Annotated in this window: 27 protein-coding genes and 1 tRNA gene; 18 read left to right on the top strand and 10 right to left on the bottom strand. The window is 52.2% G+C overall.

What is annotated here, in order from left to right; all coding sequences use genetic code 11:
• The first annotated feature begins 21 nt into the window (after positions 1 to 21).
• Positions 22 to 987, top strand: a complete 966-nt coding sequence (gene fimH, locus MUU51_RS20540) for a type 1 fimbria D-mannose specific adhesin FimH (protein WP_258968625.1) — start codon at positions 22 to 24, stop codon at positions 985 to 987.
• A gap of 25 nt (positions 988 to 1,012) precedes the next feature.
• Positions 1,013 to 1,522 carry a fimbria assembly protein gene (gene sfmF / locus MUU51_RS20535; protein ID WP_159773189.1) on the top strand — a complete coding sequence of 170 codons (510 nt, stop codon included), beginning with the start codon at positions 1,013 to 1,015 and terminating at the stop codon, positions 1,520 to 1,522.
• A 46-nt stretch (positions 1,523 to 1,568) separates the two neighbouring features.
• Here the strand turns inward: sfmF and fimZ are convergent, their stop codons facing one another.
• Both fimZ and MUU51_RS20525 read right to left on the bottom strand, forming a co-directional pair.
• Positions 1,569 to 2,201, bottom strand: coding sequence for a fimbria biosynthesis transcriptional regulator FimZ (gene fimZ / locus MUU51_RS20530; protein WP_159772955.1), 633 nt, complete (start codon positions 2,199 to 2,201; stop codon positions 1,569 to 1,571).
• An 898-nt stretch (positions 2,202 to 3,099) separates the two neighbouring features.
• The gene (locus MUU51_RS20525) at positions 3,100 to 3,774 is read right to left on the bottom strand and encodes a hypothetical protein (protein ID WP_258968483.1); all 675 of its coding nucleotides are present in this window, start codon (positions 3,772 to 3,774) and stop codon (positions 3,100 to 3,102) included.
• A gap of 407 nt (positions 3,775 to 4,181) precedes the next feature.
• On the opposite strand from MUU51_RS20525, the gene MUU51_RS20520 reads away from it, so the two are divergent.
• The 4 genes from MUU51_RS20520 (at position 4,182) to MUU51_RS20505 (ending at position 8,006) form a co-directional block, all read left to right on the top strand.
• A tRNA-Arg gene (locus tag MUU51_RS20520) sits at positions 4,182 to 4,258 on the top strand.
• An 887-nt stretch (positions 4,259 to 5,145) separates the two neighbouring features.
• A complete protein-coding gene (locus MUU51_RS20515; RefSeq protein ID WP_159772961.1) occupies positions 5,146 to 5,442 on the top strand; it encodes a hypothetical protein in 297 nt (98 codons plus the stop codon).
• A 369-nt stretch (positions 5,443 to 5,811) separates the two neighbouring features.
• On the top strand, positions 5,812 to 6,921 hold the full coding sequence (locus tag MUU51_RS20510) for an AI-2E family transporter (protein ID WP_309582925.1): 1,110 nt from the start codon (positions 5,812 to 5,814) through the stop codon (positions 6,919 to 6,921).
• A 266-nt stretch (positions 6,922 to 7,187) separates the two neighbouring features.
• On the top strand, positions 7,188 to 8,006 hold the full coding sequence (locus MUU51_RS20505) for an EAL domain-containing protein (protein ID WP_258968481.1): 819 nt from the start codon (positions 7,188 to 7,190) through the stop codon (positions 8,004 to 8,006).
• A 38-nt stretch (positions 8,007 to 8,044) separates the two neighbouring features.
• Here the strand turns inward: MUU51_RS20505 and MUU51_RS20500 are convergent, their stop codons facing one another.
• From MUU51_RS20500 to flgA, 5 genes are all read right to left on the bottom strand, one after another.
• Positions 8,045 to 10,594 carry a glycosyltransferase gene (locus tag MUU51_RS20500; RefSeq protein ID WP_258968480.1) on the bottom strand — a complete coding sequence of 850 codons (2,550 nt, stop codon included), beginning with the start codon at positions 10,592 to 10,594 and terminating at the stop codon, positions 8,045 to 8,047.
• Between the two features lie 61 nt (positions 10,595 to 10,655).
• Positions 10,656 to 11,603 (bottom strand): lysine-N-methylase, encoded by a 948-nt coding sequence (locus MUU51_RS20495; protein WP_258968479.1) that lies wholly within the window; start codon positions 11,601 to 11,603, stop codon positions 10,656 to 10,658.
• 147 nt (positions 11,604 to 11,750) lie between these two features.
• The gene (locus MUU51_RS20490) at positions 11,751 to 12,179 is read right to left on the bottom strand and encodes a flagella synthesis protein FlgN (RefSeq protein ID WP_159772976.1); all 429 of its coding nucleotides are present in this window, start codon (positions 12,177 to 12,179) and stop codon (positions 11,751 to 11,753) included.
• 15 nt (positions 12,180 to 12,194) lie between these two features.
• On the bottom strand, positions 12,195 to 12,479 hold the full coding sequence (gene flgM, locus MUU51_RS20485; RefSeq protein ID WP_258968478.1) for a flagellar biosynthesis anti-sigma factor FlgM: 285 nt from the start codon (positions 12,477 to 12,479) through the stop codon (positions 12,195 to 12,197).
• Positions 12,480 to 12,588: 109 nt separating this feature from the next.
• Positions 12,589 to 13,344, bottom strand: a complete 756-nt coding sequence (gene flgA, locus MUU51_RS20480) for a flagellar basal body P-ring formation chaperone FlgA (RefSeq protein ID WP_258968477.1) — start codon at positions 13,342 to 13,344, stop codon at positions 12,589 to 12,591.
• A gap of 88 nt (positions 13,345 to 13,432) precedes the next feature.
• Here flgA and flgB point away from each other — a divergent pair, with 88 nt between their 5' ends.
• From flgB to MUU51_RS20420, 12 genes are all read left to right on the top strand, one after another.
• Positions 13,433 to 13,780 (top strand): flagellar basal body rod protein FlgB, encoded by a 348-nt coding sequence (gene flgB, locus MUU51_RS20475; protein ID WP_159772985.1) that lies wholly within the window; start codon positions 13,433 to 13,435, stop codon positions 13,778 to 13,780.
• 2 nt (positions 13,781 to 13,782) lie between these two features.
• Positions 13,783 to 14,214 carry a flagellar basal body rod protein FlgC gene (gene flgC / locus MUU51_RS20470; RefSeq protein ID WP_159772988.1) on the top strand — a complete coding sequence of 144 codons (432 nt, stop codon included), beginning with the start codon at positions 13,783 to 13,785 and terminating at the stop codon, positions 14,212 to 14,214.
• Positions 14,211 to 15,047, top strand: a complete 837-nt coding sequence (locus MUU51_RS20465; protein ID WP_159772991.1) for a flagellar hook capping FlgD N-terminal domain-containing protein — start codon at positions 14,211 to 14,213, stop codon at positions 15,045 to 15,047. The genes flgC and MUU51_RS20465 overlap by 4 nt, the downstream gene beginning before the upstream one ends.
• Positions 15,048 to 15,082: 35 nt before the next feature.
• Positions 15,083 to 16,279, top strand: coding sequence for a flagellar hook protein FlgE (flgE, locus tag MUU51_RS20460; protein ID WP_159772994.1), 1,197 nt, complete (start codon positions 15,083 to 15,085; stop codon positions 16,277 to 16,279).
• Positions 16,280 to 16,288: 9 nt separating this feature from the next.
• Complete coding sequence (locus MUU51_RS20455; RefSeq protein WP_159772997.1) at positions 16,289 to 17,023, top strand: flagellar basal body rod protein FlgF; 735 nt, start codon at positions 16,289 to 16,291, stop codon at positions 17,021 to 17,023.
• A 33-nt stretch (positions 17,024 to 17,056) separates the two neighbouring features.
• Entirely contained in the window at positions 17,057 to 17,842 is a 786-nt protein-coding gene (gene flgG / locus MUU51_RS20450; protein WP_159773000.1) for a flagellar basal-body rod protein FlgG, read from the top strand.
• 63 nt (positions 17,843 to 17,905) lie between these two features.
• Positions 17,906 to 18,571 (top strand): flagellar basal body L-ring protein FlgH, encoded by a 666-nt coding sequence (gene flgH, locus MUU51_RS20445; RefSeq protein ID WP_258968624.1) that lies wholly within the window; start codon positions 17,906 to 17,908, stop codon positions 18,569 to 18,571.
• Between the two features lie 37 nt (positions 18,572 to 18,608).
• Positions 18,609 to 19,709 carry a flagellar basal body P-ring protein FlgI gene (locus tag MUU51_RS20440; RefSeq protein ID WP_374684577.1) on the top strand — a complete coding sequence of 367 codons (1,101 nt, stop codon included), beginning with the start codon at positions 18,609 to 18,611 and terminating at the stop codon, positions 19,707 to 19,709.
• Positions 19,709 to 20,020: a rod-binding protein gene (locus tag MUU51_RS20435; protein WP_159773006.1), complete on the top strand. Its 312-nt coding sequence runs from the start codon at positions 19,709 to 19,711 to the stop codon at positions 20,018 to 20,020. The genes MUU51_RS20440 and MUU51_RS20435 overlap by 1 nt, the downstream gene beginning before the upstream one ends.
• Before the next feature lie 99 nt (positions 20,021 to 20,119).
• Positions 20,120 to 21,496 (top strand): flagellar hook-associated protein FlgK, encoded by a 1,377-nt coding sequence (flgK, locus tag MUU51_RS20430; protein WP_159773009.1) that lies wholly within the window; start codon positions 20,120 to 20,122, stop codon positions 21,494 to 21,496.
• 15 nt (positions 21,497 to 21,511) lie between these two features.
• Positions 21,512 to 22,441, top strand: a complete 930-nt coding sequence (gene flgL, locus MUU51_RS20425; protein WP_159773012.1) for a flagellar hook-associated protein FlgL — start codon at positions 21,512 to 21,514, stop codon at positions 22,439 to 22,441.
• Positions 22,442 to 22,491: 50 nt separating this feature from the next.
• On the top strand, positions 22,492 to 23,502 hold the full coding sequence (locus MUU51_RS20420) for a flagellar hook-associated protein (protein WP_159773015.1): 1,011 nt from the start codon (positions 22,492 to 22,494) through the stop codon (positions 23,500 to 23,502).
• Here the strand turns inward: MUU51_RS20420 and MUU51_RS20415 are convergent.
• The 3 genes from MUU51_RS20415 to MUU51_RS20405 form a co-directional block, all read right to left on the bottom strand.
• Entirely contained in the window at positions 23,494 to 23,997 is a 504-nt protein-coding gene (locus tag MUU51_RS20415) for a hypothetical protein (protein WP_159773018.1), read from the bottom strand. The two genes, MUU51_RS20420 and MUU51_RS20415, sit on opposite strands and share 9 nt — an antisense overlap.
• Positions 23,975 to 24,874: a transcriptional regulator gene (locus MUU51_RS20410; RefSeq protein ID WP_159773021.1), complete on the bottom strand. Its 900-nt coding sequence runs from the start codon at positions 24,872 to 24,874 to the stop codon at positions 23,975 to 23,977. Before MUU51_RS20410 ends, MUU51_RS20415 begins: the two co-directional genes overlap by 23 nt.
• A 326-nt stretch (positions 24,875 to 25,200) precedes the next feature.
• Positions 25,201 to 25,596, bottom strand: a complete 396-nt coding sequence (locus tag MUU51_RS20405; RefSeq protein WP_159773024.1) for an FAD synthase family protein — start codon at positions 25,594 to 25,596, stop codon at positions 25,201 to 25,203.
• Position 25,597: the final 1 nt, after the last annotated feature.

Here is a 25,597-nt window from a genome sequence, read left to right as displayed (position 1 = left end):
GTTTTACTGCTGGGATGCGCAATGGCGTCTACCTCGGCGATGGCCACGGTTTGCCGCAACGCGAACGGTGTGGCATCAGACGTGTTTTACGATTTGACCGATACCTTTACCAGCGCCAATAACCAGGTCGGGCAAGTGGTCACGCTCAGCCAAAAATCCGGCTGGGTAGGGGTGAATGCCATCTGTCCGAGCGGGACCACGGGCACTACCACTAAACGCAGCTACGTCACCCGCTTCCCGGTGGTCAGCACCGAGAATGGCTTTAAGTATCTTAAACTTAATGATTATCTCGACGGCGCGATGCAGATAACAGACAGCTCAGCCGGTGTCTTTTATCCGCCACAGAACGACATTCAGATGGGTTCCCACCCGAATGTGCCTAAGCAAAAAGCGTTTCCGGTAAATGATTCGAAGCTGGTATTCCGCCTGAAGGTGACGCGACGATTCATCAACATGGTGGTTATCCCGAAACAGACCATGTTTAACGTCTATGTGACCACAACCAGCGCTGATCCGTTGACCACGCCGGTCTATACCATCAGTTACAGCGGTACCATCAACGTGCCGCAAACCTGTGAGATCAATGCCGGTACCGTGGTGCAATTTGATTTTGGCGATATCGGTGCATCGTTGTTTAGCCAGGCAGGTGCCGGAAACCGTCCGGCAAATATCCCGGCGCAGCAGAAAACCATTGGCATCAAATGTACTAACGTGGAATCGCAGGCGTATCTCACCATGCGCGTGGAAGCGGAAAAGTCGCAGGGCAACGCGATGGTATCGGATAACCCGGATTTGGGCTTTATCGTCGCCGATAATAGCGGTAATCCGCTAACGCCGAACAACATTAACAGCAAAATCCCGTTCCGACTGGATGCCAGCGCCCAGGCGCAGGTGGGGATCCGCGCATGGCCAATCAGCGTCACCGGCAACAAACCGGCGGAAGGGAAATTTACCGCCAGGGGGTATTTGCGCGTGGATTATGACTAAGGGCCTGCCGATGAAATCAGTCTATATGTGTCTGGCCGTATTGGCCGCAACGGCGATGAGCCACAGTGTGCGTGCCGATAACGCGCTGGGGGCAGTGAACATAGAGCTGTTTGGTAACGTGGTGGATTACAGCTGCGTGGTGGAGGCGAGCGACAGCGACAAAGCCGTCGAGCTGGGGCGCTGGGCCACCAAACAGCTTCGCAACGCCGGAAGCACCACCTCGGTGATACCTTTTACGTTGAGCCTGACTGGCTGCCCGCCGGGGTCGGCATCGATAACCTTTGCCGGAAAAGCTGATGACGACGACCCCACACTGCTTGGGCTGAACGGCACCAGCAATGCTACACGGGTGGCGGTGGAAATCCGCGACGCCGACCGCAGCCGTCTGCCTTTACAGCAGGCGAGCCGCGAAGTGGCCGTCGATGCACTGGGCAACGCAACGTTGCAGTTTTACGCCAACTATATTGCGACAGCCGATAATCCGCAGCCCGGTAAGGCTGATGCCGACGCCACGTTCATGATTAACTACAATTAATATCAAAATGCCGTGCCCTATATTTTATCGGGCACGGCGCATACTCTTAAACCAGCTCGTGTGATTTTGCGTAGTCAATCAATTCAACAATAGTATGTACGCCGAGTTTGGAGAAAATATTTGACTTATGCGCGCTGATTGTTTTGTTACTGAGCATAAGCTGATCGGCTATTTCTTTATTTGTCAGACCGTTGACCAGATAGCGCAGCACCGTCACTTCACGATTTGAAAGCGGAAGTTCGTTCAATTCTCCACGCTTTGCCGGATTGTTGCTAAGAAAGTTAAGAGTATCTGCCGGGAAGAAAGAATAGCCTGCCAGCAGCATATCCACCGCTTTATAGATGTCATTATGATCCTTTCTTTTACTGACAAAACCATTGGCGCCCGCGCGAATCGCCCGCCCGGCATAATAATTTTCCGACTTTGAAGATAAAAACAAAACCTTGGTTTTCGGGCTGAGGTCGTGGATCCGTTTGAGTAGCGAAAAACCATCTGTTCCAGGCAGTTCAATATCAACAATGACCAGGTCTGTTTTGTTTTTTCGTACATAATCAATGACTTCTCTGCCATCACCCGATTTGAGGACAACGCGAATCTGGCTATTCTTGTGCAACAGAACCTCTATCGACATCCTGACGATAGGTTGTTCATCCATAATAACAACGGAAGCAGGTTTCATTTTCTATTCCTCAGATTATGTATTCAGTTGTGCTGAGTTCGGAGAGAACTTCATTGCCAGCCCCGGCGTGCATTTGTCTCGTTTTGGAACACTCGGTTGCACCCTAAAGGTTAACATCCAGGGTAAGAGAAAACGCAATATCTGGCTGGCAGGCCATTCGTTCGTAAAAACGGCGGGTTGCATCAGTTCTTTCTGATGCTTGTTTATTTGTGGGCTGCTGTGATCAGCGCTTCCTTTTTTGAGCTACGACAAAATCGTCGCTATTACCATATTATCCATAGATGATCTTGTTGTTGTTTTTGTTATTTATCTCAACGGTGCCGATTATACCGTGTAACGTTTTAGGAAAAAGTCTGAGATTACGACAATTAACTTTACTAATTACGATGTTCTGTAGCGGATTGACCAGGAATTTTCTTTTGGGCCTAATTTCTGCAGTTTATCGATTTGTTGACGCTTAGTGTTTATGTAATAGCAAAAAACAAAATATGCGACTGCTTGTTATGTGGTTGTTAAATTAATGACGAATTGTGATGTGCCGCAGGGTGTGGCGATAAGGGAAAAAATGCTGACTGGATAACGAGTTAGAGGAAACGATGAGTTTAGCTTAGGGATTTTTTGCCTGAGTCACTCACCCGTCGTTTGTCCTGCCAGACGGGTACGGAAAGGGGGCTGGTTTGTCGATTAGCTCACATAATGCTCGAACAAATCACCGACGATGGTGAAATTAATTCATTTAATGTGGAGATAAATTTCATTATTTGTGTCTGTTATGGTGATAAATATCGCCCTGTGGACATTCTTAGGAATAGTTGTAATTGTTTTCTTTTGGTTAAAAAATTACCGTTTATTAACGTTAATTTAAGTAATTTCTTAAAATCATCCTGACATCAGCAGGTTATCCCGAGTAATGCGTGTCCCGAATGGCCCCCACGCGCTGAAGCAGGCGCAGCAGCTGGTGGCGATGGTTTAGTCGCAGCAGCGATAAAACGCAGCCGACACGGTAGATAATCCTGTGATACGGACGAACCTGCAGGCGAGCGATATGGCATAAGGCGTAGCCTTCAGACATCAACATCAGCACGCTCCACTCTTTGGCTTTGAACAAACGCGGCACAAGAGACTGAGCCTGACTCTGGAGATGAAGCGCATCGCGGGCCTGAAACAGCGGCAGGCGTTTGTTGAACACCCGACAATGACAGGCCAACTGAAGAAACTGTTGCGCACCCGGGTCTACTTCAGGAGTGAGTAGCACGATGTCCAGTGCCGGATACTTTTGCTGCAACATCCGCAGGCGATCCAGAAGCGTAATGACGGCCAGACTCTGGCCTTCGAGATCGATAATCAGACCAAGCGGGTGCGTCAGGCGAACCACATCCAGCGCCTCGTCGATATCGTCAAAGATGCGACAGAGGCATAAGGGAACAGGGCTGTGACGAACGCCAGTAGCAAGATAGCGGTCGCGCGTCACGAGAATGTGGTACTCGCAATAGCGTGCCGTATGGTTGATCAGGTCGTTACGTTCAACCAGCGCGTTATGGGGAAGGGGAAGTGAATGCCCCTGAAATTCCATGATATTTCGCCGCCGCCTTTCCCTGCGTAGCATCACACGCATCGTTTCCCTCCCGGCACGTTGGGCAATTGCTCATTGCACTCTGTGTGAGTATCGGCATAAGCACAAAAATATTGCCTGAGAACAGTCGGCAATAGGGGTGTCACAACGGTTTCCCCTCCGTCCGGGGACGTGCTTCATTGTTGCTATAAGGAATATCTGAAGGTACCAGGCGTTGCTTAAACCGTAGCGGGATATTTCGTATAGGAAGGCGAGATTAAAGCCAGTGTTTACGCTTTAATCAGTTGATGTGATTGTTTTTGCAGGTATCCTCAGAGATGAGGGTTTTGAGGGCGAAACCCATTGACTCATTGGTCTTAGACCGTATAATTCCCGGCGTTCAACACCGCGAAGTTTACCTTCTCAGTGCGCCCTTAGCTCAGTTGGATAGAGCAACGGCCTTCTAAGCCGTAGGTCACAGGTTCGAATCCTGTAGGGCGTACCATGAAATCAAGCACTTAGACACACTCCTCTCTTTCCGTAGACAATAACGTAACCTCTTAATTACCCCCGTAAGCAATAACAGAAAACCTCTAAAAACAGGCGTTTTAACACGCCCAAAAATCGCCCGTTCATCATATCCCCCCCTTGTAACCCGCGCCACGCCTGACTAATCTCGCCACGATCCCTAAACGGATCACCTGCCCTGTTTGACCATTACGGGGTAGAGCTTAGCGGCAGTCTAGCCCACGTTGCCTTGTGTTCCGGTGGGGGTGGCATGGCTAAGTAGTGGAACCCGACTAGTGTGACCATCCTGGAGTCGGGGCGTAGGTGTACGGGTTGAAAGTTGGTACACGGATTGAGTTCCGGGATAAGCCACAGTTGGTACATACCCGGCGCGGGGGCGGTGTCTGGGATGCCGCTAACAGGGATGCTTACACCCTTAGGAATCAGGCTCATGGCTGGCAGACTCAATTATGAGAAAAATTATCGTATTTATCATCCATCGATAGATGCTAATGAAAGGTCATAAAACAACCAGAATAGAGAGACCCAAAAACCTCACCGTAAGGCCAGTGCTCGGCGAAGATCTCGCAGAATGTCACTTGTCCGTCAGCCACAGCAAAAACACTTCTTTTCATCGTTATCCTTGCTTTTAAATATGATTTGATGAGCATGAGAAAATGATGAAAATTTAAAATTAATTTTTTATTGCTGTCCAAATAAAAACGAAAATAGCCTTTTTTAACCTCTGTAATTCCATTATAAGAGTGGTAGGCAGTGTCTGTGAAATTAATTTCCCCGTGTGTTTTGCGACGTATGGGTTTCTGACTGGGATGTCGATTGTCGTTCCATGCTGTCACTTATATTTTGTTTATCAGAGGTAATACTATGAAAAAAATCATTCTGGCTTTAGCTTTTACAACCGTGAGTATCTCTGCTTTTGCTGGTTTACACCCGGTCGCCAGAACAGCTGCTGTGGCATCATCTGATCATCCTGTTGCAATGACTGCTGCAACTGGCGGTAATGGTGCAAATCCTGTTGCCCGCGGCGCCGTAGTCATGTCTTCTGACCATCCAGCAGAGATGGCTGTAGCGACCTCTGGCGGCTCGAACCCTGTAGCGCGCACCGCCGTTGTTGCAGGTTCTGATCATCCGGTTGCTGCCGCAGCTGTCACTGCACATTAAGGATACGCCAGACTCCTTAACTTGAGGTTTCTGCGGTCACGTAAGCGCTATACTCGTCATAATTCAAGCTGCATGTGCGTTGGCTACACCTGCTCACCCCAGTCACTTACCTGAGTAAGCTCCCGGGGGGAGCAGGTTTGCCGTCTTCCTGCAACGTGAATTATTTAGAGTATACGCTTCACCGGATGGCGCTTTGCTCTTATATCCGGGACCATTTAACGCGGGGGAACTTCCCTTGCCACCGCACGAAAGATTATTTATTTTTAGATAATATTCTACAATTATTGCTACCCCCCACTCCTCTATAATAGTTCGTTTTTTCGCTCGCCCCTGCGGCGATAAATATCAATACAACTGGAAGAACCCATAATGGAAAGCAATGATTTAATTACCATTGAAAGAAGACTCGTAACCAGATTTCTGGATATGTTCATTAAATTTGGACTGATCCTGGCCCTGGCTTCTTTCTGTTTTACCGTATTCTCCCCCTTCCTCAACGTCATGTTGTGGGGGCTGATACTGGCTGTTACGCTTTATCCGCTGCATCAATATTTTGCTAAAAAACTGGGCGGGAAGCAGGGTTTAGCCTCCGTCATTCTGGTATTACTCGGCGTGGCGCTTATCGTCGTCCCGACCATTATCATGCTCACCTCATTAGGGGAAAGCGCCACCACACTGGTTGAGCAAGCCAGTCACACACATCTGGTTATCCCACCGCCTAATGCCAGCATCGGCACTATACCTGTTATCGGTGGGAAGCTGTTTGCATTATGGTCTCAGGCCTCACAGGATTTACCGGGCCTCATCAGTGACTACCACTCTCAGATTGCCCACGCGGCCAAACTGGTGCTGGCGGTTCTGGCGAGTATGGGCGGCGGCGTGTTCGGATTTATCATTTCCTTTATCGCGGCGGGCATCATGATGGCTGTGGGCGCATCCGGGGCGAATAGCGCGACGCGTATTGCCATGCGTATCACCGATGAAAGAAAAGGCGTTGAGCTGGTCAAACTCTGCACCGGAACGATTCGTGCCGTTGCGCAGGGCGTCATCGGCGTGGCGCTGATCCAGTCGCTGCTGGTGGGCATCATCATGGCGCTGGCCGGTATCCCGGCGGTGGGTATTTTCTTCGTTGGTGCGCTGATCCTGGGGATTGCACAGGTTCCGGTTCTGCTTGTGAGCTTACCGGCAATCGCTCTCATGTGGCTGACAGGCGACCACGGAACCGTGATGAATGTGGTCTTTACCGTGCTACTGATTGTGGCGGGTATGGTCGACAACGTGCTTAAGCCAATGCTGTTGGGCCGTGGCGTGGATGTCCCAATGCCAGTTGTGCTGCTCGGTGCGCTGGGCGGCATGGCGACAAACGGTATTCTGGGTATGTTCATCGGGGCAACGCTGCTGTCGATTGGCTATCTCATCTTTATGGCCTGGGTAAATGAAGGTCTGAAGAAAGCGTCACTTGAGAACACATCACAGTAATTGATTATCCAGACGTCCCGAATTATCGGGACGTCTTACCGCATATTGTTCCCCTTCCTCTTCTTTAGACCGTCTTAATGTCAACGATTGTTATCAGTAAACTTTATTTAAAATAAAAGTTATCGATAGCGAAATATATCCACCTTAATTCGCTTACATTTTCCCTGTGTTAAAAACTTGCGCTCCCATGACGTTCAGTTTAGTATTTCATTATTATCAAACTATCTTTCAATACTAAGAATATTCCCGCAGCGAAATCTCATATAATGAACGAATCCCGCGAAAAAGTAATATCTGACATCATAATCAAGCGAATATCTAACAATCAAAAACCTTTCCCTGTTGATATCTGGTTCCAGCCGCTGTTTGATCTCTCGTTGTTCAAATGTACCGGCGGAGAAATCCTCATTCGCGGGCAATACCTGCGGGAAACCATTCTTCCGTTCCGGTTTATCGCGAGCCTTGAGCGCCATGGTACCGGCATCGTTAATCTCGGGCACTATCTGGTCAACGAGTCATTCGAATACATCAACCGCTACTTCCCTGAGACCGATGACGACAGGCTCTATAACATCAATATCTCTAAAACGGAGTTGTTGCGGGCTGACTATTCTGAGCTGGTGATTGCGCAGGCGGCGCGTTACTCCATTTCTCCGCCACAGATTATTCTGGAGATAACGGGTGAAGATGCCATTCTGACCCAGCAGATGATTACTAATCTGAAAGCACTCCGGGAGAGTGGTTTTACGATTGCCTGGGGGGATATTTATAGTCTGTTAATGCTCGAGCTTAAAAATAATGCATGGCAAGCTGACTATATTAAGCTGGACCGCCGTTTGATGGCGAAAAGCCGCCTGAACGAAACCCGGGAAATTATTCTTGAGGCTCACCGTCATAATATAAAAGTGATTGCGGAAGGGATTGAGACTTTACAGCAGGTTTCATTCCTGCTGAAAGAGAATGTGTCGCTGGGACAGGGATATTTATTCTCACGGCCGATAACGAAAGAGATGTTCCTCGAAAAATATTCGGATGACGAAAGCTTCGAGCCAGACGTAGACGACAATAGCGAAACCGACGTGTAATAATAACGCCCTTCAATCTGCATTGAAGGGCGTTTTTTTTAGCTAAATAATTTCTTCTGGATGCTGGCTAACAACGTGTTATTTCCCGGCATCGATGATTGCTCAAGCGCGTTGGTTATCACTTTCGCCGCACGGGCTGCCGCCTGGCCATCCAGGAAAGCATCGCAATAATATTCCCGACATTCCTGCATTGCCTTATCCACCTCAGACCAGCGCGTTTCCTCTTTCAGCAAAGACACCAGCGTTTCGATATTTCCCGCACCTGGCAAGATTTCCCGAATCTTTTGATCTGCGCTGTGGGCCGTGGAATAGCTGGCCCCGTCTTTTAACAGGTCGTCCATACCTTCCCAATTCAGCAGGATGGTGCGCTTCCCGGCGTGAATGGCGTCGAAGATAAAGCCGCTGTTGTCTGTTATCACGAAATCCGCTTTTTCCAACAGGGCCAGGGTGTGCTGATGTTCGCTGACATGACGTTTCAAATACCGTTTGACCAGGCTCAGTGAGGTTTTTTCTTCCGCGCGGCACAGCGTGCCGTGATGCAGCTTGGTAATCACATTGTACTGATGGCTCAGGTTATGTAGCTTCTCGACCCAGTGTGGGATCGAGCTGAGCGCCCCGTAGGTCGGGGCATACAGCAGCGTTGGTTTCGCCGGATCGATTCTGAGCGACGCCGGGAGTTCCTGTTCGAACTGCTGATTGTGCCAGGCATCAAAGCGGGGATTACCGACGAGCACTGCGCTGCCGTTAATATTCAGCGCCTGCTGTGAATGGTGGCTGTAGCAGAGAATGTGCTGATAGAACGTGTTCCACCAGGCGTGGTTCCATTCCTCTTTTGCCAGGCCGTACATGGCGCGAACGTGAACCTCGGCCAGGCCGTTTATCACCGGCGAATAGTATGGGCTGACAAGGCAGCCATATTTCTGCCGACGTTCTGCCACTTTCGACAACAGGCTACCGTGTAGCTGAGGGGTATCCAGCGATGACAGGCATTCCTGCATCTCGTGAATAAATTCTTTTGGTGTCCGGTCGTTGATCAATAGCTCGCACTGATAGCCTTGAGCCAGCAACACATCCAGTATCGGTTTATACACCTGATAATGGAACGCCGACTCCATGAAAAAGCCGATGGTCTGGTTGAGCATTTTTTCGACCGGCGCGGCGTTTGTCATGCTATCGGTATTACGCGGCAGGCGGCTGAAATAGTGCTGAGTCATATCGCTGTATTCGCCGGTAATATCGCTGAGGCCAGGTTTCTGGTAGGCGATGCTCGGATAAAAGGCGAGCCATTTTCCCTGGCGAAGCAGCGGCTGCCACTGTTCTTCGAGGGTGGTCGAAAGATCTTCCTGCATTTGACGCAGCAGCGTGGCGTAAGAAGGGCTGTTCACCAGATAAGCGCAGATATGATCGCAGCTGCTGGCACGCACCAGATTATCAAAGCTCTTCAGCTCGCTGCCGGTCTGAACGCTGGCGCCCAGCAGAATCACTTCCCACGGCAGGACCGGTAAGGCATGCAGCAGTTTTTTCAGTGCCTGAACGTGTTTTGCCTGCTTCAGCATGACGGCGTCATCTTCCAGCAGCAGGTAGTTTTTCCAGCCTTTCTCCTGCGCCAGCTGTAACGCCTGAAGGTGCGATTGCCGACGCCCGCTTTGGCCGTGTCTGTCTTCTACGGCGCTCATACGGGTGATTTTCTCCGCCGGGACACCGAGCAGGCTCAGCTCGTTACGCATGTGTTGCAACCGGTCTTCACGCTTATCAAGATTGATAACCACAAACTGATCGACGTGGCGCCAGTCGAGGCTTTGCCCGTGTGCGGCATTATGCAAACCGTGATACCAGGTTTTGAGCATCGGGTCACTGACCCACTCATCCAGCGTGGTTTCCAGAGCCTGGCTACTGCCGAGGACAAAATCTTTATCAAAGGTGTTTTGGCTGTGAGATATGCACAGGATCGTGCGTTCGGCAGGCAGCTGCAGCGGTTTCACCGTGAAGTTGTTGGTGAAGCCTTTTTCTTCCGCCAGGTTGCAGTCATCCTCATAGCGGTGCTTTTTCAGGTAGTTGCGGTGATAACAGAACGTCCCGTTGAGAATGTGATTTTCGCCAAACGAGCGCGTTTTAAAGATGCGGTTAATGTGGCTGTACCAGATGGCAATCTGATCGGAGCCCGAAATCAGCGCCCGGTGACGCTGCATCATGCCGATGGTGTAGGCGATTTTATCGCGAGGATAGTAATCATCGTCATCCATACAGACGATGTATTCCCCCTGCGCCAGCTCGTTCAACATGTTGCGCTTGCGCCCTAAATCCAGGCGCTCTGGCGAATGGACGTAGCGAATATTAAACGCCTCCGGCTTTCCCTGGGTCAGCGCATGGATGATCTTCTCATTACTCTGCGGTGAGTCATCAAGGATAACCAACTCCCGGCGGTCGGCCGGATAGTCCTGGTAGCGGAACATGTATAACAGATACGGCAAAAAGGCGGCGCGATTCCAGGTGGGTGTTACCACGCTGACAAACGGAAGTTCACGCCCGGAATCCAGGGTTTTCACCATCAATAACGGGTTTTTATTCGGGGTCGGGGGTAATGACATATTCAGTTTTTCATCAAGCTCACAGCGCCGGGGCGTAACGTATCCGCCCCGGTGGGGAAAGTTAACGGACTAGCAGGGAGAACGCGCTCAGCAGGGCACCACCAGCAGGGGAGGCCAGAAGCTGCCGGTAGTAATCCTGCGCCGCTGGCGTGTGGCGCCACTGTTCGAACATCGCGACCAGCGCAACAATCTCTTCTTCGCTCAGGACAGAGCCGTCCATCACCCACAGGCTGAAAAGGGATTTCAGCATGAAGTAATCGGCGTTCAGCAGCAGATAACGCTGCTGGGCAGAATCGTGTTCGTGGCACGGGAAAACGTCGTGATAGAGACGATACAGCAAGTAGTTTTCCAGCATCCACGGCTGGGTGTCGAAACTGGCCGAGGCGGTGGTTTCCCACAGGTCGGTCAGCTGCTGTTGCAGCAGCGCTTCGCTGTTTGCATCCTGTAATGACAGCAGGCTGATTTGCAGCGGAAGTGCCTGTTTACGCTGGCTTTCTGGCAGTAGATCCCAGTTAAATTCCTGCTCCGCGAGGCCGGAAATCAGCTTACGCTGCAAGGCTGGCACGGACGGCATTTGCGCGAACTGGGCTTGCAGCGCACCCTGCTGTAAATGCTCACGCATTTTCTCCGGCAGCGTGGCCAGCAGCGCGAGGGTCTCGTCGCTTTCGCCCGGACTTTTTTCGGCGAAAGAGAGCAGAATGCCGAGGGCGTATAAGCGAATATCCGCAGGCAGAGGATGCAGGGTCAAAATATCGAAGGAGACCTGGTTGAGCAGGCGTGCACGGGCTGGCAGCGCGTCGGCAGCATTCTTGGCGTCGCGCTTCTCGCTGTGCAGCACAAAGGCATCCGGCTTTTGCAGCAGCGCGCCACAGGTGGCGGTGCTGTCCAGGGGTAAACTCAGGCGAGTTTCCTGTGACCAGTTCAGGGCGATAACCTGCTCAGGGTTGGCATCGGGCTGGCTCAGGTAATGACGAACGAATTCGGGTTGGTGGTAATCAATCTGTGGCATAACGTTCTCTGCAACTAACCGGCATTATGAATTGAGGTATAGAAAACCTCTCGCAATATTCATGCCAGTTTTAATGTTCTACTATTCAATGAGTTAAAAATAGCTGGGGCAGAGGCGGAAACGTGGCTTCCACCTCAGGAAGGTGTATCAGGGATGGTAGAGATAATCCGGTTTGTTACCCAAAAAGGTTTGTGCGAATTCCTGTTGGCGAATCAGCAACTCGCCGTTTTTTTCATTATAGGATTTGCATCGTCTGGCCTGATTTTCCAGCTGCTTCCAGGCGGTCATCGCGGCCGTTTTTTGCGGGGAGGGCAGCCAGCTAAAAACGGTCTCGATTCCGGTCCGGTCAGCGGTTAATCCCAGCTCCTGGAGGGCATTTCTGCGTGCCCTGGACTGTTCGCTCAGCTCAGCGTAGTGCTGTTCTATTTTGTGGTTAACGCGTTCTAATTCATCGCAGTCGCGACGGATCATGCACAGTCTTTGCTGTTCGAGCAGTTGGCGTAAGCTTCCGTATTGCTCTTCATCGAGACGGATGCCGCGCAGTAATGCTTTCACCAGGACGAGTTTGTCACTCACTTCAGGTAACTCTCTTTAATTGAAGAAACTCAGCATTGAGGCTGCGAGTTCATCGTTATCGACGGTAAAGCTGCCGTTAGCTAGCGCGGCCTGCATCTGGGTAACACTGTCCATATCCACGTCATCCTGTGGGGAATTGTTCAGGGCAACCTGTGCAGAATGCAGCGAGCTTTGAGTCAGCTCATCGGCAGATTGCTGGGGAGCAACCGTAGCCACATCATTGTTTTTTTTCGATTTAGTTCCGGAACCTGACTGCGTTGCTGCGGCCGTGTTCTCTACTGACATCGGGGCAATCTTCATTTTGACCTCAAGCCTGTTAACCATCCGGGGGCGTCTGCCTCGCTCTTCACAAACAAACAGGCGACAGATGGGAAGGAAAACTTAACCCAGAAGTGAAAAAATATTTCCGTCACTCACTATTCAGGGTTTTCACAACCCCTTGATCGATGACGATAGCGCTAACGATCCGTTGACTGCTTTCGTTACGGACTTTGATGGTGTCGCCTTTGCGGCCATTTTTCATCGCTATCGCTGCCGTCTGAGCGGTTATCCCACCCAACTGTGATTGCAGCATCACGCTTTGGTCGCGTTTGACCAGTTCCGGCATCTCCAGTTGTGACGCGATCACCGGTTTACCCGGCCTAAGGGTCCGTTTGCTGGTCAGGCCCAGAACCTGATCAAGGCGGGTCAGTAGGTCGCCATGGGCATTGCTGATGTTGTAGCTCTTCAACACCAGTTGGCTCTCATCCAGAACTTCACCGCGCTCAACGACGCCGTTCACCATCACTACCGGGACATAAAGATCGGCGTGCACGGGCACGCTGAGATGCCAGCCCTGGCTGCCTGGACAGCTCACGTCATAGCTGATGCGGTTAACCGAGACGAGCTCTGCGCCAGAGCGGGTGGCTTTGAGCGCCGACCCACAAGGCGTTTCCGTTGCGGCGTAGGAAGGAATGAATACATTCAGCTTGTAGTGGTAGTCCTTCCAGCCCTTTTTCTGGGCCATTTTATCAATGTCTTTTCCTGCCGTGCTGAGGACCAGGGCATTGATTTGCGCACGTGGACCTTTCGCGGTGGCCTGTGCCGGGGCGACAAACAGACATGCGAAGAACGCGACGCACAGACAGCGGAAAGTAACCTTCCCGCCGGAGCGATGAGAAAACATAAAAACCTTACCTCTTAACGATTTATGAGATTGGCATGATTATTGCTAATAAACCAAAGGCAAGGTTATTCACGAGATATCAAACACGATGGGTATAAGTTTTCAGCAGGTGTTCGGGGTACATGCTCAAGCAGTTCAGTTGCGTCTTGCGAGGACTGAGTTACTGACTGCGGATCTGGCAAACGTCGATACGCCGAATTTTAAATCTAAAGATATTGATTTTGCCGCTGAGATGCAACGAGCAAGTGAACAAGACGTGGTTTCGACACCGACGGTCAAATATCGGGTGCCGATGCAGCCATCGGAGGATGGCAATACGGTTGATCTCAATAGCGAGCAGGCTCGCTTTTCTCAGAACAGCATGGATTACCAGAGCAGTCTGGCGTTCATGAACATGCAGATAAGCGGACTTAAAACAGCGATAGAAGGGAAGTAAGTATGTCTTTTGCTGATATTTATCAGATTTCAGGCTCTGCCATGACGGCGCAAACCGTGCGTCTGAATACCGTCGCCAGTAACCTGGCGAACGCAGAGTCACCGGCGACAAGCGAGGACGCGGTTTATAAAGCCCGTAGCCCTGTTTTTGCGGCGGTTTATAACAACAGTCTCATCGATCATCAGCGTCACGATATCGATGGGGCCAGCGTTCGCGTCCAGGATGTGTTGCAGAGCGGTGGCGCAGTACGTCGCTATGAGCCGCATCATCCGCTGGCAGACAAGGATGGCTATGTCTTTTATCCGGACGTCAATGTCGTCGAACAAATGGCGGACATGATGTCTGCGTCCCGTGATTTTGAGACCAACGTTGACGTGCTCAACAACGTGAAAAGCATGCAGCAGAGCCTGCTTAAGCTCGGAGAGAACGCATGAATGGACTAGCGATGCGTGCCTACCTGCAACATCAAGGCAGCAAGGTCAGCACTCAGCAGGCCGTTTCTGCGGCTGCTCCGGTTTCCAGCGATGACGAGCCCCAGTATCAGGTTGGCGCTGATGCTGCGACGGGCAGCACCAGTGGAACGGACAGCAGCGATGTGTCGCCCACGCCGACAACCACTACCGATACCAACAGTGACGCGACCGATATGTTCCTGACGATGTTTGTGGCTGAGATCCAAAACCAGGATCCGACCGACCCGACGGACCCGACCGAATATATCAGCCAGCTAGGTACCATGGCGCTGGTCACCATGGGTGAGGCGGAGTGTGTGGAAATGAACACCAACGCCATCCTGATGAGTAATCTGCAGGTGATGGCGCTCGGCAAGATGGTTGGTGAGGACATCATGGTCCAGACCACCAGCATGAGCGTTGGCGAAGGGAATATTCAGGGCCGTATCACGCTGTCGGATAGCTGCAGCACCGCGACCCTGCACTTTTCCGATGCCGCCGGCGATGACTATACGGTGCCTCTGGATGTCAGCAGCGAAAGCAATGGGCAGGTCTCTTTCGACTTCAACCCGGCGGACTATGGCATCCCGCCGGGCGATTACGAAGTCTCTGTCGTGACGGATTCCGGGGAAGAAGAAGTTCCCATCGAGGTGTCCGGTCAGGTGGAAGACGTGCGTATTCCGCTGGATGGCAGCACGCCGTTGCTGGAAGTCACCGGCGTGGGTGAAGTGCCGTTTACGGCGATTAGCCAGTTCGGCATACCTGACTCCTCGTCTGCGGATGGCGGTGATACGCCTGCTGAAGACGTTATCTGAATTTGAGTTACCAGAACACCAGGAAAAATTAAACCATGAGTTATGAAATTGCCACTTCTGGCCTGAATGCTGTCGATCAGCAGCTGGACAGCATCAGTAACAACATCGCTAACGCCGGTACGGTCGGCTACAAATCTACCACCACTCAGTTCTCTGCCATGTATGCAGGCACCCAGGCGATGGGCGTCAGCGTGGCCGGAACGGCACAGAGCATTTCAAAAGGCGGTTCGTTCCTCTCCACCGGCAGCTCTCTGGATCTGGCGATCAACGGCGGTGGTTTCTTCGTGACCGCGGACACGGAAGGCAACACGTATTACACCCGCGCAGGTTCCTTCACAACCGACAAAAATGGCTATCTGGTCGACCCGTCAGGGAACTATGTGCAGGGTTATCCAGTGGATGACAGCAACAGCCTGGAAGAAGGGAACGTGACCAATCTGCAGATTTCAACAGAAAGTCTGCCGGCTGAAGCGACCACCACCATGTCCTTTACCGCCAACCTGAACGCTAGCGATGAGCCTATCGACAGCAGTGTGAACCCTTTCGACCCGTCGGATATGGATTCCTACAACGATACTTACACCACCACGGTATACGACTCGCTGGGCAACGAACATACCGTTAACCAGTACTTCGTAAAAACCGGGGATAACACCTGGGATGTGCATTACACCTTTGACGGTGAAGAGCAAAGCACGACCACCTCGCTGACCTTTGATCCGAATACCGGCAAGCTAACGTCCCCGACGGCACCGATTTCGCTGAATTTCCCGACCGACAGCGCAGCGCCTATTGATATGACTATCGATTACAGCGATTGCACGCAGTATGGCGCTGACTTCTCCGTCACCACCAACAATGCCGATGGTTACACCTCTGCACAGGTGAATGGCGTACAGGTCGATGAAGACGGCAAAGTGTATGCGACTTACAGCAACGGCGAACGCCTGCTGGAAGGCCAGGTAGTACTGGCAGAATTCCCGAGCACGTCCGGTCTGGAAGCAGTGAGCGGCACCTCCTGGACTGAAACCAGCCAGTCTGGCGCCCCTCTGATCGGTGTACCCGGCACCGGCACTACCGGCACGCTGGAAGCGGGCGTTCTGGAGCAGTCCAATGTCGACATTACCCAGGAGCTGGTCAACCTGATGACCGCGCAGCGTAACTATCAGGCCAATACCAAAGTGATCTCCACCGATACGCAGCTCGATCAGGCACTGTTCCAGGCAATGTAAGGCAGATAAATGGATCGTTTAATTTATACCGCCCTGAGTGGGGCCACCCATTCGTTGATGGAACAGCAGATAAGCGCCAACAACCTCGCCAACGTCAATACAGGCGGGTTTCGCAGCGATATCGCGTTATCACAGTCCGACCAGGTGCAGGGGCAGGGTTTTGCGACCCGTTTTATGAGTGCGGAAAACCAGAGCGGGATTAACGACAGCGCCGGGATCCCGGAAAAAACGGACCGTCCACTGGATGTCGCGATTTCCGGCAAAGGGTATATCGCGGTGCTCGATTCCTCTGGCAACGAAGTTTATACCCGTAACGGCAATATCCAGCAGAACGACCAGGGCCAGTTGACGATCAACGGCCATCCGGTGCTTGGCGATAACGGACCGATCATCCTGCCGCCGAATGCCATGGCCTCTTTTGGCAGCGACGGCACCCTGTCCGTCACGCCAGATGATGGCGATGTGAAAGGCACGATGGATGTGGACCGTCTGAAGCTGGTGGATATCCCGGTCAATAATCTGGCTAAAAATCAGGAAGGGATGTTAGTCACGGCCAACGGCGTTCCGGCAGCCGTTAACGAAGACATCAAGGTTAGCGGCGGTTATCTGGAGAGCAGTAACGTTTCGGCGATCGGTGAAATGATGGCGTCGATCTCCCTCAATCGTCAGTTCGAGTCGCAGATCAAAATGATGAAAGCGGCCGAAGATTTGAGTGATTACGGTAACCGTTTATTGGAAGGCTAATGAGCAGCCTTATGAATTCAGGATAGTAGCTTTATGAATGCAGCATTATGGATCAGTAAAACGGGTCTGTCCGCGCAAGACGCGGAGATGAGTGCGATTGCCAACAACATTGCCAACGTGAATACCGATGGCTTTAAGCGCGATCGCGTCATGTTCCAGGACTTGTTCTACCAGACGCAACGCGCCCCGGGTGCGATGCTGGATCAGGATAACCTGATGCCAACCGGTATCCAGTTCGGTAGCGGTGTCCGCATTGTGGGCACCCAGAAGATCTTCACCGAAGGGAATATCGAAACCACCGACAACCCGATGAACATTGCGATCATGGGGCAGGGTTTCTTGCAGGTGCAAAAGACCAATGGCGATATCGCCTACACCCGTGATGGTGCGCTGGAAGTCAATGCCGATGGCGTGCTGACCAATGCGCAGGGTCTGCCACTGGAGCCGGAAATTGATGTCCCACAAGGGGCAACGAATTTCGCCGTCGGTCAGGATGGCACGATTACCGCCCTGCTGCCGGGAGAGAGTGATGCCACGGTACTGGGTCAGCTGACGTTGGTTAACTTCACCAACCCGGCAGGCTTGCAGGCCGAAGGCGACAACCTCTACCTGGAAACAGTGGCCAGCGGTCAGCCGACCGAAGGCGATCCGGGCGAGGATGGCATGGGGACGATTCAGAACAATGCGCTGGAAGGCTCAAACGTCGATATCGTCAACGAGATGGTGGCGATGATCACCGTCCAGCGTGCCTACGAAATGAACGCCAAGATGGTGTCTGCGGCGGATGACATGCTGCAGTACATCAATCAGAACCTGTAAAAGGGTATCAGTAGCCGGGGGCCATGCTCAGGTGTGGTCCCCGTGACAGTGAGTGAAACACGTGTGAAAAAGTACCTGTGGCTTATGGCAGCTGTCTTACTGCTTGCCGGATGTGAATCCCAGACCATCCTGGTGAAAAAGGACGACGAATTTTATGCTCCCCCGAAAACCGACACTGATGTCACTGCCGCAGGCCGGGCAGGGGGTGTTTTTGAATCGGGTTATAACTGGTCGTTAACGGCCGATCGCCGCGCCTACCGCGTGGGCGATATTTTGACCGTGATCCTGGAAGAATCTACCCAGTCGAGCAAACAAGCGGGCACCCAGTTCGGTAAGAGCAACACCGTCGATATTGCACCTCCGGTGGTGTTTGGCAAAACCAAAGACAAAATATCCGGCTCGATTGATGCCAATCGCGATTTCGATGGCAGCGCCACCTCGCGCCAGCAGAACAGCCTGCGAGGCTCAATAACGGTTTCGGTCCATCGCGTTCTGCCAAATGGCGTGCTGGAACTGCGGGGTGAGAAATGGCTGACCCTCAATCAGGGCGATGAATACATCCGCCTGAGCGGCCTGGTGCGCGCCGATGATATCGAAAACGATAACTCGATTTCGTCGCAGCGAATTGCCAACGCGCGAATCTCTTACGCCGGACGCGGTGCGCTGAGCGATGCCAACGCGGCGGGCTGGCTGACCCGAATCTTCAACCATCCGCTGTTCCCAGTGTAATCCGGAGAGTTATATGCAAAAGCGCAATCGTCCCTGGATGAAAGGGATCCTCAGTGCCGTGGCAGCAAGCTGCCTGCTGATGCCAGCGATCGCTTCCGCGCAGAGTCTTGAATCTCTGGTCAGCGTGGAAGGTATCCGTGATAACCAGCTGGTGGGTTATAGCCTGGTCGTCGGCCTGGATGGCACGGGTGACCGAAACCAGGTGAAATTCACCAATCAGACCCTCACCAATATGCTGCGTCAGTTTGGTGTCCAGCTGCCGGGGAAAATTGACCCGAAGGTGAAAAACGTGGCCGCGGTGGCGGTCAGTGCGTCTCTGCCGCCAATGTATTCGCGCGGTCAGAAAATTGATATCACCGTCTCCTCGATTGGCGATGCCAAAAGCCTGCGCGGCGGCACGCTGCTGCTGACGCAGCTGCACGGCGCCGATGGCGAAGTGTACGCGCTGGCCCAGGGCAGCGTGGTGGTCGGCGGCATGAATGCGGCCGGAAACAGCGGTTCCAGCGTGACCGTCAATACGCCAACCGCGGGGCTTATCCCCAATGGCGCGACGGTCGAGCGTGAAATCCCGAGCGATTTCAATATGGGCGACTCCGTCACCCTCAACCTGAAGCGTCCCTCCTTTAAAGATGCCAACAGTATCGCCATGGCTATCAACAGTAGCTTTGGCGGCGGCGTGGCGTCAGCCAAAAGCGCAACCAGCGTCTCTGTGCTGGCCCCTACCGATCCCGGACAGCGCGTGGCGTTTATGTCTCGCCTCGACGATGTTCAGGTCAACGCCGAGCGCGTCCGGGCGCGCGTGGTCTTCAACTCCCGGACCGGTACCGTGGTGATGGGCGACGGCGTGCGTCTGCATGCGGCCGCAGTCAGCCATGGCAGCCTGACCGTTTCTATCAGTGAAAGTCGTAATGTCAGCCAGCCAAATGCCTTTGCTAATGGCCGGACCGTGAACGCCGCACAAAGCAATGTGTCGGTGAATCGCCCGCATTCGCAAATGATTACGCTGCCGGAATCCACCAGCCTGCGCACGTTGGTCAGCGCGCTCAACGGGCTTGGCGCCTCGCCAGACGATGTGATGTCTATTTTGCAGGCGCTGCATGAAGCCGGTGCGCTGGATGCCGATCTGGAGGTCATCTGATGGACAAGATTTTACCGGCTGTGACCAAAGGCCTTGAGGGTGGCGACCCGTTGATGGCGCCAAAAATCAAGGCTAACGACCTGCATAAAGCTGCACAGCAGTTTGAAGCCATCTTTCTGCGCAACATGTTGAAAGAGATGCGTAAGACCAACGAACTTTTTGATTCGAAGGATGACCCGTTTAACAGCGATTCAGTCCGCACTATGCAGGGGTTCTACGACGACACCCTAAGCAACCTGCTGTCACAACAGCAGGGAATTGGCATTGCGGAAATGCTTGTTAAGCAGCTCTCTCCTCGTCATCAGAAATAAGAAAGTGCGGTCACGGCTTAAGTTATGCGGTGTTTGCGCCGCTTAACAGGTCAAACAATTGAAAGAATTTACCGGCCCTGAGCCAGTAAGGAAACGCTGATGGATATGATTAACATTGGGTATAGCGGGTCATCGGCAGCTCAGATTGAGCTGAACACGACGGCGATGAACACCGCGAATGCCATGACCCCGGGCTACACCCGCCAGGTGGTCGAGATTAGTGCGATGGGCGCCAGCTCAGGCTCGGCGAACAGCCCAGGTAATGGGGTGCAGGTGGACAGTATTCGCCGCGTCTCCGACCAGTACCTGGTAAGCCAGGTGTGGAACGCCGCCAGTGATAATGGCTATTACAGCACCCAGCAAACCTATCTGACTCAGCTGGAATCGGTTCTCAGCGACGACAGCAGCAGCCTGAGTACAGGCTTTGATAACTTCTTCGCTGCCCTCAGCGCGGCCTCTTCCAGCCCGGATGATATGGCGCTGCGTGAACAGGTGCTGAGTGAATCGGCGGCGCTGGCCATGCGCTTTGATAACACCGCGTCTTACATCGACTCACAGAGCAGCCAGTTGGTGAGTCAGGAAGAGGCGATGGTGTCGCAAATCAACACCCTCACCTCCGGGATTGCCAGCTATAACCAGCAAATTGCCCAGGCCGAAGCCACAGGGCAGGATGCCTCCGCCCTGTATGACGAACGCGATCAAATGGTGGAAGATTTAAGCGGGATGGTGGATGTACAGGTTAACGTCGATGATAAAGGTAACTACAACGTTTACCTGAAAAATGGTCAGCCGCTGGTCAGCGGGACCGATGCTGCTTCGCTTGAGCTGGACAACAACGACGACGGCTCTCAGGCGATGACCCTGACGTTCGCTGGCACCACGTATGATATGAGCATGGATACTGGCGGCTCGCTGGGCGCGCTCTTTGACTATCAAAGTGACGTGCTGGATCCGTTGACGGAGACCACCAACAGCATTGCCGAGCAGTTCACTACGGCAGTCAACGATCAGCTGGCACAGGGCTATGACCTGAATGGCGATCCCGGTGTCCCGTTGTTTATTTATGACCCCGCCGATCCGAACGGTCCTTTGCTGGTGAACCCGGATATCACTCCCGATCAGCTGGCCTTCTCCAGCTCGCCGGATGAGAGTGGTAATGGCGACAACCTGCAAGCCCTGATTGGTATCGCGAATGATCCACTGGATATTGCCAATATTGGCTCAGTGACTGTCGGCAACGCCTGTTCCGCGATTATCAGTAACATCGGGATCTACAGCCGTCAGAACCAGACCGAAGCCGAAGCCTCTGCCAACGTCTACACCGAAGCGCAAAACCAGCGCAGCAGCGTCAGCGGCGTCAGCATGGACGAAGAAGCGGTAAATCTGATCACCTATACCCAGATTTATCAGGCCAATCTGAAGGTTATCTCTACAGGCGCAGATCTTTTTGACTCCGTCCTGCAGATGACCAGCTAACCCGGAGGGAGAATCATGCGAGTCAGTACCCAGCAGTCCTATGTGACCATGAACAACAGTTTCAGCCAAATGTCCGAACAGCTTTCGCACGTCATGACGCAGATGGCGACCGGGAAACGTATCCTGTTACCGTCGGACGATCCGATTGCGTCCACCCGTATCACCCAGTTAAACCGTCAGCAGGCTTCCATTGAGCAGTATCAGGGCAATATCGAAGCGGTCTCTGCCAGTCTGAGCCAGCAGGAATCGGTGCTGGACGGGGTAAACAACGATTTGCTCTCCATTCGTGACGATCTGCTTCAGGCCTCCAATGGCACTAACTCTGGCGAGTCTCTGGCCAGTATCGGGCAGGAAATTGGCTCGTTGACGGATGCAATGGTTAATGCGCTGAACTATCAGGATGGGGATGGCCACTACATCTTTGGCGGCACCATCAACGATAAACCGCCGATTGTAGAACAGGACACTGACGGCGACGGTACGGCGGATACCTATGTGTATCAGGGCAATACCGAGCACCGTACCGCGACTGTCTCCAATGGCGTTGAAGTAGATACCAACGTCTCCGTCGGTGAAATTTTCGGGCCAAATCTTGATCTGCTGAACGATCTGAACGATCTGTCGCAGGAGATGCAGGACCCGAATCTTGACCCGAGCGATCCGCAATTGCAGAGCGATATTCAAAGCACCATCGACGAGCTGGATCAGGTGTCGAACTCTCTCAGCACTGCTATCGGTACGTTGGGCGAAACGCAAAACACCATCTCGATGCTTAACGACGCGCAGAGCACGGTCTCCATGACCAACGATGCGTTGATTGGTCAACTGGGTGATCTGGACTACGGTCCGGCGTCCATCACTTTTAGCGGTCTCGAAATGGCGATGGAAGCCACCATGAAAACGTACTCTAAAGTGAGCGAACTCAATCTGTTCAGCGTTATTTAATCTTGAACTGTCGGCAGCCGCGTGTTGCCGATGCCATGAGCGGAAACACCATGCAGGTTAGTCTTAATACCTCTTCACTCTCCAGCGCTGATGCCTTAGGCAGCAGCGTCATCAAGCAACAGCCCGCGAGTCAGATTGTCCCCACCAATATGAAGACCGCGATGGCGAACACGGATTACCCTGCGTCGCCGTTGATTAGCGCCCGCCCGCAACGCTACAGCGTTCAGCTTAACGACCAGCTTACCTGTTTGCAGGAGGCCGACAGCTATTTAGGCAAACTGGAACAACAGTTGCTGGACTATCGTCATCAATCCCGCCGGGGAGGGGAAGCCGCGAAGACGCAAAAGCAGGCGTTAGAGTCACTGCTGGAGAAACGTTCCCAGCTCTCTGCGGGCACGGTCGATAACCAATTGCGCCCTGTTTTGCAGGGAGAAGCCCGGGTCAATTTCCTTGCACCGCAAATCAGTCACGCGATGCAACAGCAGGGTGAAGAATCGCTCTTGTTTAGCGCCAGTAAAGACAAAGAGCAGCTGCTGGCCGCCGTGCATGTTGATGAAGAGATGGATCCCCGTCAGTATCGGGCGACGATGAATAATGCGTTGCGCCGGGTCGGTATCCAGAGCCACATCGACAAAGGTGAGGCACATTTCTCCACGCGCGAAGATAACTGGGCACAGTTGCAGGAGTCGCTGTCGGCGATTGGGGGAGGAAAACGTTTTGCCGCCGGCAGCACCACGGCCATCACCACCACCTTGCTCCCGACGCAGACGGACAATCTGCTCAAGGCGCTTAAAACTCCTGGCGCACGTTTGAGTAGCACGTTACAGCAAACGCTGGAAAGTATTGGGCAATCGCGGGAACAGCTGGCGACACAGCAGGAAAAAGCGCGGCAGATGATTGACGGGATGGCCCGTTACTCGCAGAGCCAGAATGCGGAACAGGCGTCGCAGGCGCTGGCGAAAATGCTCAATCGGGCGAGCCATAACTATCAGACCCTGGCAGAAGCGATGAACGGTCAGGCAAGCCTGTCCAGTCTGACGGTCAGAAACTTATTATCTTGATTTGGAATGTGGCTTGCAGGTCGCCAGCATATCGAGGGTATCCGTGGTGTTGAGGGTGATCAGCATGCTGTTTTGTTTCATCAGTAGCAGATCTTCCCCCGGCGCCAGTTCGGTGAGCTGAACACCTAAGTTCTGTAACTGCAAAAACGAGGCTATCTGCTTCATATGCGCGTCGGACGGCTCAACCTTTACCGAATCCAGATGATACGTTCCCTTCACGCTGTCGGGACGGTTTTTCTTAAGACACGGCGAAAAGTGAAACTCTGAATACGATTTTAGGGTCGGACTAACCTCGGCGAACAGCGCATTGATCTGATCATGGGACTCGTTCACCTCAACCGTGTAAATACTCTCCTCACCACTCTTCATGTCATAATGGACCAGATCAGTGTGTTCTATTTTATTCCCGGCGATGGATTGTCCTGAGAAAATCAGGACAGCAAGTAACAGGGTCAATAACAACGCGCAGACCTTATTCACATGTTGGCATTTCATGTAACGTCCTCCTGGCGTGCTTAGTAATAATGTTATTGAGTTTATCCATATCATGCTGCCAGTTATCAATGCTCAGCATCACCTGCCAGGTTTGATGACAGTGATTGGTCAGGCTTAAATCAAGACTCAGTTTATCCATTGAAGGATAAACATATATCTTCATGCTGGAATTTTTTTTCGCCAATAACGTATCCAGATTTACGGCGAGAGGATGCCAATTTTTTTCTATCGCGGATGAACCTGTATCATCGGTATCGGGTTCATACAGGTAGCCAATTTTAATATGTGTTACATCAGGGAATTCAACATATTTCAGTTGAGTACCTTCAGCTTTATTTTCCTGCTGACGGGAGGACGACCAAAGGAGAGTCCCCAGCGTAGCCGTCATAACGACGATTGCCAGCAACATCCCTAGGCGTCCCCGCAGCGAGAATCTGTTGCTTTTTAACGGGCGGGCCGGGGCTTCAGGCACGGCCTCTGTCTCTGGTAACGTGCGCTCTTGATTGTCATTTATGAGCAGGTCAACGTCATTTGGCACGGGCTGAGATAGGCTCTCGTTTTCCGCATAAGAGATGAATTCGCTATTAAGAAAATACCCCTTCTTGGGTATGGTTTGTATTATTTCTTTCTGTTTGCTGTCATCACCTAATGCCAGACGCAAGGCATGGATTGCCGTTGGGAGACTATTACTGCCGACCACGCGATTTTTCCAGACTTCGGCAATCAGAAATTCACGGGATAATACGGTGTCAGGGTACGTAATGAGAATTTCAAGTAACAGAAAATGAAATTCGCCCAGTCGTAACGTTTCTCCCGTTCCTTGATGAGCCAGCGTACAGCGGGAAGCATCCATCTTCCAGTTGTTAATGATAATCATCGTTGACTATTACCTGCAGAACGCAGGCCCAATTTAAAAGTAAACAAGCGATCACTTACGTTAAGTGCGCAGAGATATACGTTCTTACCGGAATTGTGGCTTCCGTTCTTGGCGCAAAGGGCCAGTAGTCCATTAGTGGAGGGAATTTATAGGAAAGTAATTTTGATGACAATAATTCAGGAGACGTGCACATGTAACATGATGTTGCGGGCAGGGGAGGTATTTCCAGGTATTGACTGTCAATGCCCGGAATTATCGGTGTGGGGAGCCAGGTAAATTAATTTTGGATGTTACGTGAGTTTAAATTTAAATATTTTCTGGGCGATCTATTTCTGTCTTTTGACTATTTCCAGAACCGACGTGGTGGATATTGACGGGGTTCGTGGCAGGTACATCACTTCGCAAAGGCAGGACAGACTATCGAAGCTGCCAGCCCAGTCATCCCCCATCACCAGCACATCGGCGTTGAAGTTTCGGATATAGTCGCTTTTGCGCTCCAATGATTCTTCAAGAAACACCTCATCGACGCACTTAAGTTCTTCCAGAATATGCATTCTGTCGTGCTGATCGTATACCGGTGCACGGCCTTTCTTATGGATATTAAGCGCATCCGAGGAGACGCCCACCACCAGTCGATTGCCTAGTTGGCGCGCCCGGATCAGAATGTTCAGATGCCCGATGTGAAACAGATCAAACGTGCCAAAGGTAATCACGGTTTTCATG

This window comes from Scandinavium manionii, from assembly GCF_024764775.1.
In the GTDB taxonomy this organism is placed as follows: domain Bacteria; phylum Pseudomonadota; class Gammaproteobacteria; order Enterobacterales; family Enterobacteriaceae; genus Scandinavium; species Scandinavium manionii.
This window is presented reverse-complemented; position numbering and strand designations above follow the sequence as displayed.